Origin of the sequence: Amycolatopsis mediterranei (assembly GCF_026017845.1) — a bacterium.
In the GTDB taxonomy this organism is placed as follows: domain Bacteria; phylum Actinomycetota; class Actinomycetes; order Mycobacteriales; family Pseudonocardiaceae; genus Amycolatopsis; species Amycolatopsis mediterranei.
This window is the reverse complement of the sequence record NZ_CP100416.1, coordinates 628-14,793: the sequence shown is the minus strand read 5'-3', so window position 1 is coordinate 14,793 and position 14,166 is coordinate 628. Positions and strand designations below refer to the sequence as shown.

Sequence of the window (14,166 nt, the reverse complement as noted above, 5' to 3'; positions counted from 1 at the left end):
CATGGTGCAGGTGCGCGGCTGGCCGTCGTTCCCCGAAGAACTCCCGGTGTTCAAGCCGGAAACAGCGCCGCCGGACCCGCAGGCGTTGTTCCTCGAGTGGCTGACCGAAGCCGGCGAGCACGTCCTGGCGCCGCACGCCGTCACGTTGTCCACAGTGGATGCCGACGGCGCGCCCGATGCGCGCGTGGTCGTCCTCAAGGACGTCGGCGCGGGTGGCTGGGCGGTCGCGACCAGCTCGGAAAGCCCGAAGGGGCTGCAGCTGCGCAAGGACCCACGCGCCGCGTTGACGTTCTTCTGGCCCGGCCGCGGCCGGCAGGTCCGGTTGCGCGGCCCGGTCTCCCCCGCCGCACCCGAGGTGTCGGCGGCGGACTTCCTAGCCCGGCCGCCGGCGTCCCGCGTCGAGGCGTTCATCGGGCACCAGTCCCAGGTGCTGCACGATCCGGCGGATCTCGACGCGGCGGCCGCGGAAGCGGAGCGCTGGGTCGAGGAGAACCCGGACGTGGCCCCGGAAACGTGGACGCGCTACCTCGTCGACCCGGACGAAGCCGAGTTCTGGCAGGCCAGTCACGACCGGCGGCACGTGCGGCTGCGGTACCGGAAGGCCGGCGACGGCTGGGTCCGCGAGCGCCTCTGGCCGTGACGGCCGCCCTTTCGGGGGTATGCGGGTTCCGCGCCGGTGTGCGCATGATGCACCCATGCGCTCGAAGATGCTGACCGCCGGGCTGGTCCTGGCGCTGACCGCCGCACTCGGGGGTGTGGCCACGGCCGACGCGCGTCCTGGGGGACGACCGGCACTGGCGGATCCACACCCGTGTCCCGGACAGCCGGGCTTCACGTGCTCGACCCTGACCGTCCCGCTCGACCACACCGGCCGCGTGCCCGGCACGCTCGCCCTGCCCGTGGCGACCGCGGACAACGCGACCGCGCCCAAGGGCGTCCTGCTGTTCCTCACCGGCGGCCCCGGGCAGGGCGGCGTCGGCACCATCACCCGGATCGCCAAGCAGCGGCTGCCGGAAGTCGCGCAGGACTACCGGATCGTGATGCTCGACCAGCGCGGTACCGGGCCGTCGGGGGCGTTGCGGTGTCCCGGCCTGCAGGCGGAGATGGGCAGTTCGGACATCGCGACCCCGTCGGCCGGCGCGGTGCAGGAGTGCGCGCGCATCCTCGGCAACACGGCACCGCTGTATTCGACCGACCAGAGCGTGGCGGATTTCGACCAGCTCCGGCAGGCACTGGGCGTGCCGAAGCTGGTCGTCGACGGCGTTTCGTACGGCTCCTTCACGGCAGCTCGGTACGCGATCGCCCACCCGGATCACGTCGGCAAGGTGATCCTCGATTCGGTGCTGCCGCACCACGCGACGGCGTCGGCCTCGCTGTACCTGACGGGGCTGACGGCGGAGGCGCGCGTGCTGCGCGCGGCGTGCGCGGTGGCGCCGGCCTGCGGTTTCGACCCGGCCGAGGACATGGCATGGGTGGTCCGCCACCGCGGCACGGCGGACGGCGTGCGGATCTTCGACACGGTGGTGTCGTACGAATTCGCCGACTCGACGTACCGCAACCCGGCCGCGGGCGACATCATCGGTGCCCTCCACGAAGCCCGCAACGGCACCCCGGCCCACCTCGACGATCTTCTGGAGGCCTACAAGTCCGGTGGCGACGACCCGGCAGCGTTCAGTGCCGGCCTCCACGCGGCGACGCTGTGCGCGGACCAGCGCTTCCCGTGGGGCTCCGCGGCGACACCGCTCCCGCTCCGACAGCCGTTGCTGTCCCTGGCCGCCCGCACGCTTCCGGCGTCGGCGACCTGGCCGTACACGACCGGCGTGGCCACGCAGCAGGGGTTCATCCAGAGCTGCCTCCCGTGGCCGGCGGAACGCCCGGCGTCGAACCCGGCTTCGCGGCTGCCGGACGTCCCGGTGCTGTTGCTGAACGGCGACCGGGACCTCTCGACGCCGATGGAGTGGGCGCGCGAGGAAGCGGCCCGGGCCCCGCGCGGCCGGTTGGTGATCGTGCCGGGCGAGTCGCATTCGATCCAGAACCGCGAGCGCGGCCACGCGGGGAGGGACGCGGTGCTCAGCTTCCTGCGGTCCACGTGACCGGCAGCGCGTGGACGCCGTAGATGTTCATGTCCGTGCGCAGCTTCACCTCCTCGGCCGGGACGGCCAGCGCCAGCGTCGGGAAGCGGCGCAGCAGGCCTTCGAAGCCGGCGCGCATCTCGATGCGGGCCAGCTGCTGGCCGAGGCACTGGTGGACGCCGTGGCCGAAGGACAGGAGGCCGCGGGCGTTGCGGTGGATGTCCAGCGTGCCGGGGTTTTCGAAGCGCCGGGGGTCGTGGTTGGCCGCCAGCAGCGAGACGACGACCGTCGAGCCCTTGGTGATCGTTTCGCCGCCGAGCTCGAGGTCCTCCGTGGCGTAGCGGAAGAAGATGTCGGCCACGGACAGGTAGCGCAGTAGTTCTTCCACCGCGCCGGGCAGCAGTTCCGCGTCGGCGCGCAGTTCCGCGCACTGCCCGGGGTGCTGCAGCAGCGCGAACGTGCCCAGCGACAGCATGTTGGCCGTCGTCTCGTGGCCCGCGAGCAGCAGCAGGAACGCCGCGCCGGTCAGCTCTTCGATGGTCAGGTCGTCGTGGCGGGCCAGGTCGGAGAGGATGTCCTCGCCGGGGTCGGCTCGCTTGTTCGTGACGAGTTCGGTGAGGTAGGTGTTGAGCGCGATGTACGCGCCCATCTTCTGCTCGAGCGGCTGCTCGCGGACCATGAACTGGGCGGAGTTCGCCTGGAAGCTGTCCCGATCCGCGTAGGGCACGCCGAGCAGCTCACAGATCACCAGCGAGGGCACCGGAAGCGCGAACTCCCTGACCAGGTCGACCGGCGGGGCCAGCCGCGCCAGGTGGTCCAGCTGCCGCTCGACGACGTCGGCGATGTGCTCCTCGAGCTGCTTCATCCGCTTGACGGTGAAGGCGCCGGTGAGCTTGCGGCGCAGCCGGCTGTGGTCCGGCGGGTCCATGGCGATGAACATGCCCGGCAGCTGCGGCGACGGCTCGGTGGCGGCGGGCATGCCGGTCTCGTACGGCACGTGGATGACGTCGAGGTCCAGGCGGGAGCTGAATCGCGTGTCGGCCATCAGCTGCCGGACCTCTTCATAGCCGGTGACGAGCCAGCCCTCGTGCCCGTCGGGGAACACCAGCGGGCTGACCGGGCGCGTGTCGCGCAGCCGGGTGAGGGCGCTCGGCGGGTCGAAGGGGCCCGCGTCGCGGTCCATGGGGAGTCCGTGCGGGACGTCGACGGTCTGGCTCATCGGCTTTCCTTTCGTGGTGTGCCGACGACGATCGCCGAGCGGGCTGACACGGGCCTGACACGCCTCGGACACCGCCGCCCGTGGCAAGATCGGCCGCGTGCAGATCGGGATCCTGGGGCCCTTCGAAGTGCGCACGGCCGACGGCGTGCTCGCCGACGTGCCCGGCGCCCGTCTCCGGGGGCTGCTGGTCGCCCTCGCGCTCGAGCCGGGCCAAGTGGTCCCGAAGGGGACGCTCGTCGACTGGATCTGGGGTGAGCACCCGCCCGCCGAAGCGCCGAACGCCCTGCAGCGCTTGGTTTCCCGGCTGCGCAAGGCGCTGCCCGAGGGAGCGGTCGACGGGCGGCCGACCGGCTACCGGCTGGTGGTGGCCCCCGAGGACGTCGACGCCGTGCGCTTCGAGCGGCTCGTGGGCCAGGCTCGTCAGGAAGACGATCCGCGACGGCTGCGCGAGGCACTCGCCCTTTGGCGCGGTCCTGCCATGCAGGACGTCGAACTGCCGGAAAGCGCGGCGTTCGAAGCGGCGGTCACCCGGCTCGAAGGGCTGCGCCTGGCCGCCTTGGAGGACCGGTTCGACGCGGAAACCCGGCTCGGCCACGGCGCGGAGCTGGTCACCGAGCTGACCGACCTGGTCGCCGCGCACCCGATGCGGGAACGGCTGGTCGCCGCGTTGATGCGTGCGCTCGTCGCGACCGGCCGCGACACCGAAGCGCTGCTCGTGTACGAGCGCACCCGGGAAACCCTGGCCGACTCGCTTGGCGTCGACCCGTCGCCGGAGCTGTCCGAAGTGCACGTCGCGCTGCTGCGCGGCGAGCTGGGGCGCCGGGAGGAGAGCCGGAAGACGAACCTGCGGGCCGAGCTGACCAGCTACGTCGGCAAGGACGCCGAGGTCACCGCGGTCCGCGAGCTCATCGCCGAACACCGGCTCACCACGCTGATCGGCCCGGGCGGTTCGGGGAAGACCAGGCAGGCCACGGAAACCGCGCGCACGCTGCTCGGCGACCTGCCGGACGGCGCGTGGCTGGTCGAGCTGGCCGGGATCGGCGCGAGCGACGACGTGGCCCAGGCGACGCTCGGCGCGCTCAAGCTCCGCGACTCGCTCGTCGGCGAGGCACCGGACGCCGAGCCGACGGACCGGGTCATCGCCGCTCTGCGCGAACGTTCGATACTGCTGATCCTGGACAACTGCGAGCACGTCATCGAGGCCGCGGCGGCGTTCGCGCACCGGGTGCTCGGGGAGTGCCGCCGGCTGCGGATCCTCGCGACGAGCCGGGAACCGCTCGGCATCACCGGCGAGGCGCTGTGGCAGGTCGCGCCCCTGGTCGTGCCCGCGGAGAACGCGGATCCCGCCGAAATCGAGTCCGCTCCGGCCGTCCGGCTGCTGCGGGACCGGGCCGGCGCGGTGCGCAAGGACCTCGCGGTGGACGCCCGCACCCTGGCGCGCGTCTGCCGCGCGCTGGACGGGATGCCGCTGGCCATCGAGCTCGCGGCGGCGCGCCTGCGCACGATGTCGCTCGACCAGCTCGCCCACCGGCTCGACGACCGGTTCCGCCTGCTCACCGGCGGCAGCCGGACCGCGCTCCCGCGGCACCGGACGCTGCGCGCGGTGATCGACTGGAGCTGGGAACTGCTCTCCGACGCCGAACGCGTCGTGCTGCGCCGGCTCTCGGTGTTCTCCGGCGGGGCGAGCCTGGAGGCGGCCGAGCGGGTCTGCGGCGACGACTCGGCCGAGGTGCTCGACCTCCTGACCGCGTTGACCGAGAAGTCGCTGGTGGTCATCGTGGGCGACGAGGCACCGCGCTACCGCATGCTCGGCACCATCAAGGAATACGCCAGGCAGCGGCTCGCGGAGGCGGGCGAGACGGACCTCGCCCGGCGCGCCCATCTCGCGTACTTCACCGAACTCGCCGAGACGGCGGAGCCGCACCTGCGCCGCGCCGAGCAGCTGAGGTGGCTCGCCACGCTCGAGGCGGAGCACGACAACCTCACCGCGGCGATGCGCGGAGCCCTGGCGGCGGGCGAAGCGGCGGAGGCGATGCGGCTCGCGGCGACCGCCGGCTGGTACTGGTGGCTCGCCGGGCACCGGGCGGAGGGCAACGAGCTGGTCATGGCGGCGACAGCCGTGCCCGGCGAGGTGCCGGACGAGATCCGCGGAGTGGTCTACACGTTCGTGGTCCAGTTCGTGACGGCCGGGCAGCAGAGCGACGAGTACCGCGCGGAGGAGTGGATCCGCAAGGCGCACGAGATCAGCCTGCGGGTCGAAAACCCGCGGCTGGCGTTGCGGTTCGCCGGCTCCCTGGAGCGCCTGCTGCACGGGCCGGACGCGGCGCTGTCGGCGTTCGAACCCCTGCTCGCCGACGAAGACCCGTGGGTGCGCGCGGTGGCCCGGTTGCAGCTGGGAAAGATGCGCATCCAGTTCGGCCACGGCGACCAGGCCGCGGACGCACTCCTCGAGACGGCGGTCGCCGAGTTCTGCTCGCTCGGCGAGCGGTGGGGCACGTCGTTCGCCCTGACCGAGCTGGCGGACCGCATCGCCGTGCGCGGCGAGTTCGGGGAAGCGTGCAAGTACTACGAGCAGGCCGTCGAGGTCGTGACCGAGGTCGGCGCCCTCGAGGACGTCGTCCGGATGCGGTCGCGGCAGGCCCAGCTGTACTGGCTGCTGGACGACGAGAAGGCGAGCGCGGCCGCCTTGGCCGAAGCCCAGCTGGCCGCCGAACGGGTGGCCTGGCCGAACGCGCTGGCCGAGCTGGCGCTGGCCAAGGCGGAACTCGCGCGCTGGAGCGGCGACACCGCCCAAGCGCGTCACCAGCTCGAGGTCGCGACGACGGAGATGGGCGACGACGCCCAGCGCGCGAACGTCCAGGCGGTGGTCCGGGACCTGCTCGGTTACCTCGCCGAGGACGTCGGCGAAGCCCGCGAGCACCGCGCGGCGGCGTTCGACGCGGCGACCGAGACGGGACACCCGCTGACGATCTCGCAGGTCCTCGTCGGCCTCGCGGACCTCGCGCTGCGCACCGGCCAGGACGAGCAGGCCGCGCGGTTGCTGGGAGCGAGCGCGGGTGTCCGGGGCCTGCCGGACCGGTCGCACCCGGATGTCGCCCGGATCGAGGAGACCACCCGAAGCCGCCTCGGTGACGTGGGGTTCACCGAGGCGACGCGGGCGGGATCGGAAGCGAGCTGGCCGGAGCTGGCCGCGGTCACGCTCGCTTCTTGAACGTGGACGAAGCCCACAGGTAGCCGACAACGGCGATCCCGACGCACCAGCCGAGCGCGACGAGCAGGGTGCCGGTGGCCGGCGAGCCGTTGAGCAGCCCGCGCAGGGTCTCGATGATCGGCGTGAACGGCTGGTACTCGGCGAACTGCTTGAGACCGGGGCCCATCTTGTCCGCGGGGACGATCGCGCTGCTGAAGAACGGGAGCATGACCAGCGGCACCGACGCCAAGCCCGCCGTTTCCGGGGTTTTCGCCGCCAGCCCCAGCGCGATCGTGAGCCAGCCGGTCGCGAACCCGAGCAGCATGACGACGCCGAGCGCCCCGAGCCAGTCGAGGAGGTTCGCCGCCGGCTCGAACCCGAGCAGGAAGGCGACGCCGAGCAGGGCCGCGATGGCGACCAGGTTGGTCAGCACACTGGCGACGACGTGCCCGGTCAGCACCGCGCCGCGGGAAACGTCCATGACCTTGAAACGGTTGATGATGCCCTTGGTCATGTCGGAGTTGACGGCGGTCGCGGTGGCACCGAGCCCGTAGCAGACGGCCAGCAGCATCAGCCCCGGCGTCGCGTAGTCGACGTAGTCCACGCCGACGCTGAACGCGTCCCCGAACATGTAGACGAACATCAGCATGATCACGATCGGCATCAGGACCGCGTTGAAGACGGAAACCGGATTCCGGGCGATGTGCTTGAAGTTGCGGCGCAGCATGACGATCGAGTGGGACTTCATTTCGCGGGAACCTCCGTGGCGCGGCCCGTCAGGGCGAGGAAGACGTCGTCGAGATCGGGGGTGTGGACGGAGAGCTCTTCGGCGCTGAGCGCGTATTCGTCGAGTCTGTCCAAAAGGGACCGGAGCGATTTCGTGCCGCCGTCGCTGGGCACCCGCAGGGCCATGGCCTCGTCGTCGCGGCCGGCCTCGGGGAGGATCCGGGCGGCCGCGTCGAGCTCGCCGGCGGTGGTGAACCGGAGCCGGACGTGGGTGCCGGGAATCCGGCGCTTCAGTTCGTCGGCCGTGCCCTGGGCGACCAGCCGGCCCTGGTCGAGCACGGCGATGCGGTCGGCGAGCTGGTCGGCCTCTTCGAGGTACTGGGTGGTGAGGAAGACGGTCACCCCATCGGCGACGAGGTCGCGGATGATGGCCCACATGGTCCGGCGGCTGCGCGGGTCGAGGCCGGTCGTCGGCTCGTCGAGGAAGATGATCCGCGGACGGCCGACGAGCGTCATGGCGAGGTCGAGCTTCCGGCGCATGCCCCCGGAGTAGGTCGACGCGGGCTTGCGCGCCGCCTCGGTGAGGTCGAAGCGTTCCAGCAGCTCGGCGACGGTTTTCTTGCTCGTGCTGCCCCGGTTCAGGTCGACCATCAGCTGCAGGTTTTCCTGCCCGGTGAGCAGTTCGTCAACGGCGGCGAACTGCCCGGTGACGCCGATCGCCGCCCGCACGGCCTTGGCCTCGGTGGCCACGTCGTGCCCGGCGACGCGAACCGTGCCGCCGTCGGCCTTGGTCAGAGTGGTGAGGACGTTGACGGTGGTGGTCTTGCCGGCCCCGTTCGGGCCGAGCAGGGAGAAGATCGTCCCGGCCTCGACTTCGAGGTCCACGCCGTCGAGGACGGTTTTGTCTTGGTAGGCCTTCCGCAGTCCGGAGGCCGTGATCGCCAGGTCTGTCATGGGAGCCACTGTCGAGCGACGGCCTGACACCGACCTGACACGAACCTGACCCGGTCCCCCTTTGATCAGGGAGCGTTCACCGGCGTGGCTGTCCGACACGACAACGCCCAGGTCGTCGTGACCTGGGCTTTGTCGCGGAGTGTGGAGCTGAGGGGAATCGAACCCCTGACCCCCGCCTTGCAAAGGCGGTGCTCTACCAATTGAGCTACAGCCCCGGACGCGGGCGGCGCGCCACCCGCGTGGGTGAAGATCAGTTGCGAGAAGCGCCCGCCGGCTTGGCCGGAGTGGTGCCGTTGGTGGAGGGGACCGGCGCGGTCGCCTCACGCCACAGGTCGGCTTCGGCCTTGGCCGCCTTGTTGCGCTTGACGACGAACAGAACGCCGCCCGCGATGACGGCGAGTGCCAGCAGCTTCTTCACCGAAGCCCCCTTCTCAGCTTGCTTCCCTTACCCCGCGATGTTACTGCACGGCCACGGCGTGGGTGCCGGGCACTCTGGTTCCACGTGGAACCACTGGTAAGGCACGTCACACGCAGCGGGAAATACCGCCCCGGGCCCGTTGGTTGTACGAAGTGGTCGATGTGCCCACCGTGTCCCCCGGGCCTCACCCCATCGCCTTCGCGGAGTTCCGTAAGGCTGGAGCCGCGATGAGCCACTCGCCGAGAGGCGACCGTGCGGCGCATCGACCGCAACCGCTCAGCCCTGCCGGCCTTCTCTTCCCGGCAGGGCTGACCTGTATCTCTTGGTCACGCTTGGTGATCGGGCGGATCAGTCCGTAGAGGCACTGCCGTGCCCGAACAGCGCTAGCGCCGGGCTCGAGACCCGGCTGAGGCTGGGTGCGTGTCAGAAACGCAGAACACGAAGGCGACCGCACTGACGGCCGTCGAAGCGCTGAAGTACCAAGGTGATCCGCTGGCCGACGCGGTGATCGCCGACTTGGTGGCCGGCGGAACGACCAGCGCGGTCAACGAGGTGCTGGCCCGGTTCCGGGACAACGACCAGCCGGTTCCCGAGGACCTCCCCGAGCCGGTGCGCCGTTATCTCGTGGCCACGGACGCCCCACCGGATTGGGCCGATCCCGACCGGATCGCGGGCGCGTACGAGTTCTTCGTGGACGACGGGGTGCACGTCGCGTCGGTGCTGTCGTTCGGCGCGATGGTCAACTGCTACGCCCAGCCGCGGCCATCGCGCGTGCTGTCGCTCACGCACCGGCTCAACCAGCCCCATCGCCGGCTGTCCGAGACGTCGCAGTTCGTGCTGAACCTGATGGGCCGCAACCCCTTCGGCTCCGGCGGCAGTTTCGTGCCGACGATCCAGAAGACCCGGCTGATCCACGCCGCCGTCCGTCACTTCATCACCCGATCCGGCGAATGGGACGTCGAGGCGGACGGCGTGCCGTTGTGCCAGCAGGACATGCTGGGCGCATTGCTCATCTTTTCCGTCCAGGTCATCGACGGAATGCGCCGGATCGGCATCTCCGTCACCGACCGCGAAGCCGAGGACTACTACTACGTGTGGCGGGTGACCGGCGCCCTCCTCGGCATCCCGGCCGACGCCATGCCCGAGACCCTCGCCGAGGCTCAGGCGCTGAACGCGCGGCTCGTCGAGGCGAGTTACGGCCCGTCCGCCGAAGGAATCGAGCTCACCCGCAACCTGCTGCGCCTCTACGAGAACCTGGTGCCGGGCAGAGCGTTCGATGGCGTGGTCGCGGCGATGGTCCGCCAGGTCGTCACCCCGCAAGTCGCCGACTGGCTCGAGGTACCGCACTCGCGCGCCTGGGTCCGCACGGTAGCCGCCGGCGCCCGCGTGATGCGGCTGCTCGAGCGCTCGGAAGACCGCAGCCGGGTGGCCACGACGGTGCTCGACAAGGCGGGCAGCCTCCTCTTGGGCGGAAGCGTGCGCACGCTGACCGACGGGCAGCCGACCACCTTGACCATTCCCTCGGACCTGAGGGAGAAGTGGCTGGCTGCCGGCGTTTGCCCGGTGGCACCCCCGCCCGGCGGTGCTCGGGATGGCAGATAGAAAGCTGGCCGTGACTCAGAGCCCTTTGATCCGCGCAATGAGCTCGTCGCGGTACTCCTGCACCGCCTGCAACTCCGGTTCGTCGCCGGCCGCCCGCTTCAACGCGCCTTCCAGGATCTTCAGCCCTTGGCGTTCGTCGCCGCGCGCATCCGCCTGCCTCGCAGCGTTCTCCAAGGCTTTGGCGAGCTTGGTCTGCGCCTCGGTTTCTTGGTGGCCTAGTGGATCCGGATCCAGTTGCCGCCCGGATCGACAACGGTGAACCCGGTGTACCGGTCGTTGCGCAGCCGCGGCCGGGTCATGCGCGGAATGCCGGCGATCAGCCGTTTTCCGTGCACGGACCGCATCCCCGCCGCGAAGGCCTCGTACAGCTCGTTGGTGTCCGCCACGATGACCAGGCACGTGCTGTACGACTGCGCCGGGTCGTAGTCGTCCATCCCGAAGAAGTGCAGATTGATGGCGTCCCGTCGCACCGCGACGTGCGGGTTCGGCCGTGTCTGCCGATAGGTGATCTCGAAGCCGAGCATTTCGTAGAACGACGCGATCTCGTCGATGGAAGGACAGGGCAGGAGCGGAATGGTCAGTTCGTCGGCCATTACCCGAAGCTAAGCCCGGACCTGCCGAAACGACACCGAGCTATTTGCTGATGCGAACAGCATGGTGGCTCGCCCAGCTCCACAAGTCACTCAGGTCATGCAAAAAGCCCGGCTCGCATGACGCGAACCGGGCGTTGACCTGCGTGGGCCTACCAGGACTTGAACCTGGGACATCTTCGTTATCAGGCCAAGATCACGGCTTCCGATCAAGGCGGATGTTCGGTGACCTCACGTTTCAACGTCCACGGACATCCGCGGACGACCGCAGGGCATCTCTGTGGTTGTCGCACAGTTTGTCGCCCGCTTTCTATAGCTTGACGAGACAAAAGAGCCGCCTGGACAGTGTTCGCTGTCGTCTGCCACCGCCCGTGGCACCACCACGTTGCCAGTCGTGGAACCAGCGACGGTTGGTGATTCACCGAGAAGACACGTTCCAGATCCACCTTGTCGATCGATCACGGCAACAGTCAGCGAACGTCCGGAGATGTCGATGACTGCGTTCAAGACTTAGCTCGTGTCCGCTCGCGCGGGTCATCCAGCGTCGCCACCTCGGCCTGAATAGTCGAGTTCCCCGCAGGCTGCGCACGTTCACACAGCAAGACATAGGTTAATTGATCACTTAATAAGGGTATATTTCGCCGATTACTGAGTCCGGCTACCGTGACGGGATCGCGGCGCCGACTCTATACTCTCATTCGTGGACCTCATGTCGGTGACTGTTGCCCCGTTGGCAAAAGCGATCTTGTCGCGAGTAGGTAAAGAGATCGGGGGTGTCGCGGCCAAGGGTACGCGTAAGTGGGTGCTGGGCGACCCGGAGAAGAAGGCATTGGAGCGTGCACTGGGACGGGCGTTCGCCGAAGTCGAGAGGCTCTACGGTCGCCAACTGGCGGACTTTGATATCAACGCGGGGTTCTGGGAGCACGAGGGCGCTGACGAGCTGTCGAAAGTGTTGGTGGCTGGTCTGACGCCGTCCGCGGCGAAATTCGCCGAACGTGCGGTTGACTCACTGGGCCCGTCGCGATCGGACGATGAGCGGCTTGATCGGATTCTTGCATTGCGGCCGCCATTCAAGGCGATGCTAACAGCGTTGGAACGCGAGGTTCGCACTGAGTCTGCCCTGCATGCGTTGCTGGAGCGTGCAGACGCGGCCCGCACGGCCGACGCAGCTTCATCGATCGTGGAAGCGATGGGTGCCCGAGCATCATCTGAGGATGATCAGGTGCGCTATCTGGGCTGGCTGATTGATCAGCACCGCTATGTGCGGACCGCCGGTGTGGTACGTAATACGACGGTGCAGTTGCCGCTGGAGCGGGTCTTCGTCGGGCTGAGGGCACGACATGATCGGCATCCCGGTGATCGGGCTCGGTTGTGGTTCGAACAGGAACGCCAGAAGGCGGCTGCACTGCTGGAGGCCGGGCAGCTTGATCATGTCGGGTACGAGGCTGTTTTGGACCGGTTGCAGACGCAGTACGGCCGCAAGTTCGCCGTCGACGTTGGCAGCGAGTTCGACCAACCCGTGCTGGTGTTGGATGCGGTGAGAGACGCCTCGCAGGTGTTAGTGCTGGGTGATCCCGGTACAGGTAAGACGACTCTGCTGCGGTACCTGGCGCTGCGCCATGCGCGCGCGGTACTCAAGGGCGAGTCGGTGCAGGGGCGGCCGGCGCGGTTGCCGATCTATGTGCGGATCGGGGATTACGCCCGTCAGGGGTACCCGCGGGTAGGAATCAGTGATTTCTTGCCTGACTATCTGAACCGCTCGGAGTGCCGCCTTCCCGGCCTGGCCAACATGTTGGGGCAGCAATTGGAGGCTGGTCGATGTCTGGTGCTGCTGGACGGACTGGACGAGGTCGCGTCGGCGGAACTCCGCCGCGAAGTGGTCGCGGCGGTGGTGAATTTTGTAGCCGCACACAGCCGATCCGGTAACCGTTTTGTGGTGACCAGCCGGGTCGCCGGCTACCAGGCTGCTCCGTTACCACAGCCGTTCACAGCGATGCGGCTGGATGACATGGATGACGACACGATCAGCCAGTTCCTGCAGGTCTATTGCCGTCAGGTGGAACGGGCAGAGACGCCGGACAAGAGCCAGGCTGCGATCATCGAGGCCGGTGCGCGAGAAACCGCCGCGATTGAGCAAGCGCTGCGTTCAAACGCTGGGGTACGCAGATTGGCAGCCAATCCACTGCTGCTGACGGCACTGGTATTAGTCCATCGGGCCAGTGGACGGCTGCCGCACCGGAGGGTGGAAGCCTACGTGGAGGTATGCACCGCGCTGGGCCGCACATGGCGCAGTGCCCAAGGAGTCGCGGATGCGGATCTGCCTGACGAGCGGATCCTGACCCGCTGGCTGATCGAACTCGGCGCGTGGATGCATCAGTACCGCCCCGAGGGTGCCGCCACCCGAGCGGAGTTGCTGGAGGTGCTCGGCCCATTGTGGTCGGCACACCAGGGCAGCGCTTGGGATCCGGACGCGTTGTTGACGGCTGATCCTCTGGACACCGAGGCCGGTCAGGGTGTGCTGGAATTCATCGAGAAGGCCGATAAGCACACTGGTCTACTGGTCGAGCGGGCGCCAGGCCGGTATGGGTTCGCGCATTTGACTTTCGAGGAGTACTACGCCGGGCGAGCGCTGGCGTTCCGTGGCACGGCAACAGAACGGGTCCTTGCACTGCGTGGCCATCTGCACGATCCCCGCTACGAAGAACCGATCCTTCTGGCGCTCGGCCTAATTGGAACCGACTACGCCGACCAGATCGACGACGTTGTTGCCCAGGCCATCTATCCCGGTACGGTGCCCAGCCTGTACGAGGACCTGCTTGGACGCGATTTTCTGTTTATGCTCCGCGTCCTAGCCGACGACACGCCCGTACAGACCGCCACGATCGACCACGTCATCACTCTGGCGATCACGGAACGACTCGCCCCCGACCGCAGTCGGTGCCGTTTCGCCAGTTACTCACAGGCGTTGGAACAGCATCTCGCCGCGCTGACTGGCACAAAAGCCGCCGGCCGCTACATCACTGCTGTAGATAAAAGAGCCGACTTGCTCACGCCGGAGACGGTGGGGCCTTGGGTCACGTTGGCAGGCATCGCCGCTCAGCTCGACGTGTTACTAGCCGCAACTGTTGCCGCCCTGGTTCAGGTCGCTACTGATCCCGGCATCGACCCGTCCATGCGAGTGCAGGCGGGATTAGTGCTGGCAGGTCGTGGAGAGCTGAGAGAGCCGGTGATCACCGCCCTGCTCCAGCTCGCCACCGACTCCAACCCCGACATCGACCCGTACGTGCGGTTGCAGGGGGCATCAGTGCTGGCTGATGCTGGAGAGCTGAGAGAGCCGGTGATCACCGCCCTGCTCCAGCTCGCCACCGACTCCAACCCCGACATCGACCCGTACG

The 14,166-nt window shown here is 68.8% G+C and carries 11 protein-coding genes and 1 tRNA gene; 5 read left to right on the top strand and 7 right to left on the bottom strand.

Going from position 1 to position 14,166, the window contains the following annotated elements; genetic code table 11:
• Window position 1 precedes the first annotated feature (1 nt).
• Window positions 2–640, top strand: a complete 639-nt coding sequence (locus ISP_RS00065; protein WP_013221982.1) for a pyridoxine/pyridoxamine 5'-phosphate oxidase — start codon at window positions 2–4, stop codon at window positions 638–640.
• Window positions 641–695: 55 nt separating this feature from the next.
• Window positions 696–2,093 (top strand): alpha/beta fold hydrolase, encoded by a 1,398-nt coding sequence (locus tag ISP_RS00060; protein ID WP_013221981.1) that lies wholly within the window; start codon window positions 696–698, stop codon window positions 2,091–2,093.
• Here the strand turns inward: ISP_RS00060 and ISP_RS00055 are convergent.
• Window positions 2,071–3,291, bottom strand: a complete 1,221-nt coding sequence (locus ISP_RS00055; RefSeq protein ID WP_013221980.1) for a cytochrome P450 — start codon at window positions 3,289–3,291, stop codon at window positions 2,071–2,073. The two genes, ISP_RS00060 and ISP_RS00055, sit on opposite strands and share 23 nt — an antisense overlap.
• 97 nt (window positions 3,292–3,388) lie before the next feature.
• Here ISP_RS00055 and ISP_RS00050 point away from each other — a divergent pair, with 97 nt between their 5' ends.
• Window positions 3,389–6,502, top strand: a complete 3,114-nt coding sequence (locus ISP_RS00050) for a BTAD domain-containing putative transcriptional regulator (RefSeq protein ID WP_013221979.1) — start codon at window positions 3,389–3,391, stop codon at window positions 6,500–6,502.
• Here the strand turns inward: ISP_RS00050 and ISP_RS00045 are convergent.
• The 4 genes from ISP_RS00045 to ISP_RS00030 all read right to left on the bottom strand — a co-directional run bounded on the left by ISP_RS00045 (window position 6,486) and on the right by ISP_RS00030 (window position 8,579).
• The gene (locus ISP_RS00045) at window positions 6,486–7,229 is read right to left on the bottom strand and encodes an ABC transporter permease (protein ID WP_013221978.1); all 744 of its coding nucleotides are present in this window, start codon (window positions 7,227–7,229) and stop codon (window positions 6,486–6,488) included. The two genes, ISP_RS00050 and ISP_RS00045, sit on opposite strands and share 17 nt — an antisense overlap.
• The gene (locus ISP_RS00040) at window positions 7,226–8,161 is read right to left on the bottom strand and encodes a daunorubicin resistance protein DrrA family ABC transporter ATP-binding protein (protein ID WP_013221977.1); all 936 of its coding nucleotides are present in this window, start codon (window positions 8,159–8,161) and stop codon (window positions 7,226–7,228) included. The genes ISP_RS00045 and ISP_RS00040 overlap by 4 nt, the downstream gene beginning before the upstream one ends.
• A 142-nt stretch (window positions 8,162–8,303) precedes the next feature.
• A tRNA-Ala gene (locus ISP_RS00035) sits at window positions 8,304–8,376 on the bottom strand.
• 35 nt (window positions 8,377–8,411) lie between these two features.
• Window positions 8,412–8,579 (bottom strand): DLW-39 family protein, encoded by a 168-nt coding sequence (locus ISP_RS00030; protein ID WP_013221976.1) that lies wholly within the window; start codon window positions 8,577–8,579, stop codon window positions 8,412–8,414.
• 420 nt (window positions 8,580–8,999) lie between these two features.
• Here ISP_RS00030 and ISP_RS00025 point away from each other — a divergent pair, with 420 nt between their 5' ends.
• Window positions 9,000–10,181: an oxygenase MpaB family protein gene (locus tag ISP_RS00025; RefSeq protein ID WP_013221975.1), complete on the top strand. Its 1,182-nt coding sequence runs from the start codon at window positions 9,000–9,002 to the stop codon at window positions 10,179–10,181.
• Window positions 10,182–10,196: 15 nt separating this feature from the next.
• Here ISP_RS00025 and ISP_RS00020 read toward each other — a convergent pair whose 3' ends face one another.
• Together ISP_RS00020 and ISP_RS00015 are read right to left on the bottom strand one after the other, a co-directional pair.
• Window positions 10,197–10,355 carry a hypothetical protein gene (locus ISP_RS00020; RefSeq protein WP_014466492.1) on the bottom strand — a complete coding sequence of 53 codons (159 nt, stop codon included), beginning with the start codon at window positions 10,353–10,355 and terminating at the stop codon, window positions 10,197–10,199.
• A gap of 41 nt (window positions 10,356–10,396) precedes the next feature.
• On the bottom strand, window positions 10,397–10,774 hold the full coding sequence (locus ISP_RS00015) for a VOC family protein (protein WP_013221974.1): 378 nt from the start codon (window positions 10,772–10,774) through the stop codon (window positions 10,397–10,399).
• Between the two features lie 706 nt (window positions 10,775–11,480).
• Between ISP_RS00015 and ISP_RS00010 the strand changes: the two genes are divergently transcribed.
• On the top strand, window positions 11,481–14,166 hold a 2,686-nt coding region (locus ISP_RS00010; protein ID WP_265049913.1), incomplete at its 3' end, for an NACHT domain-containing protein.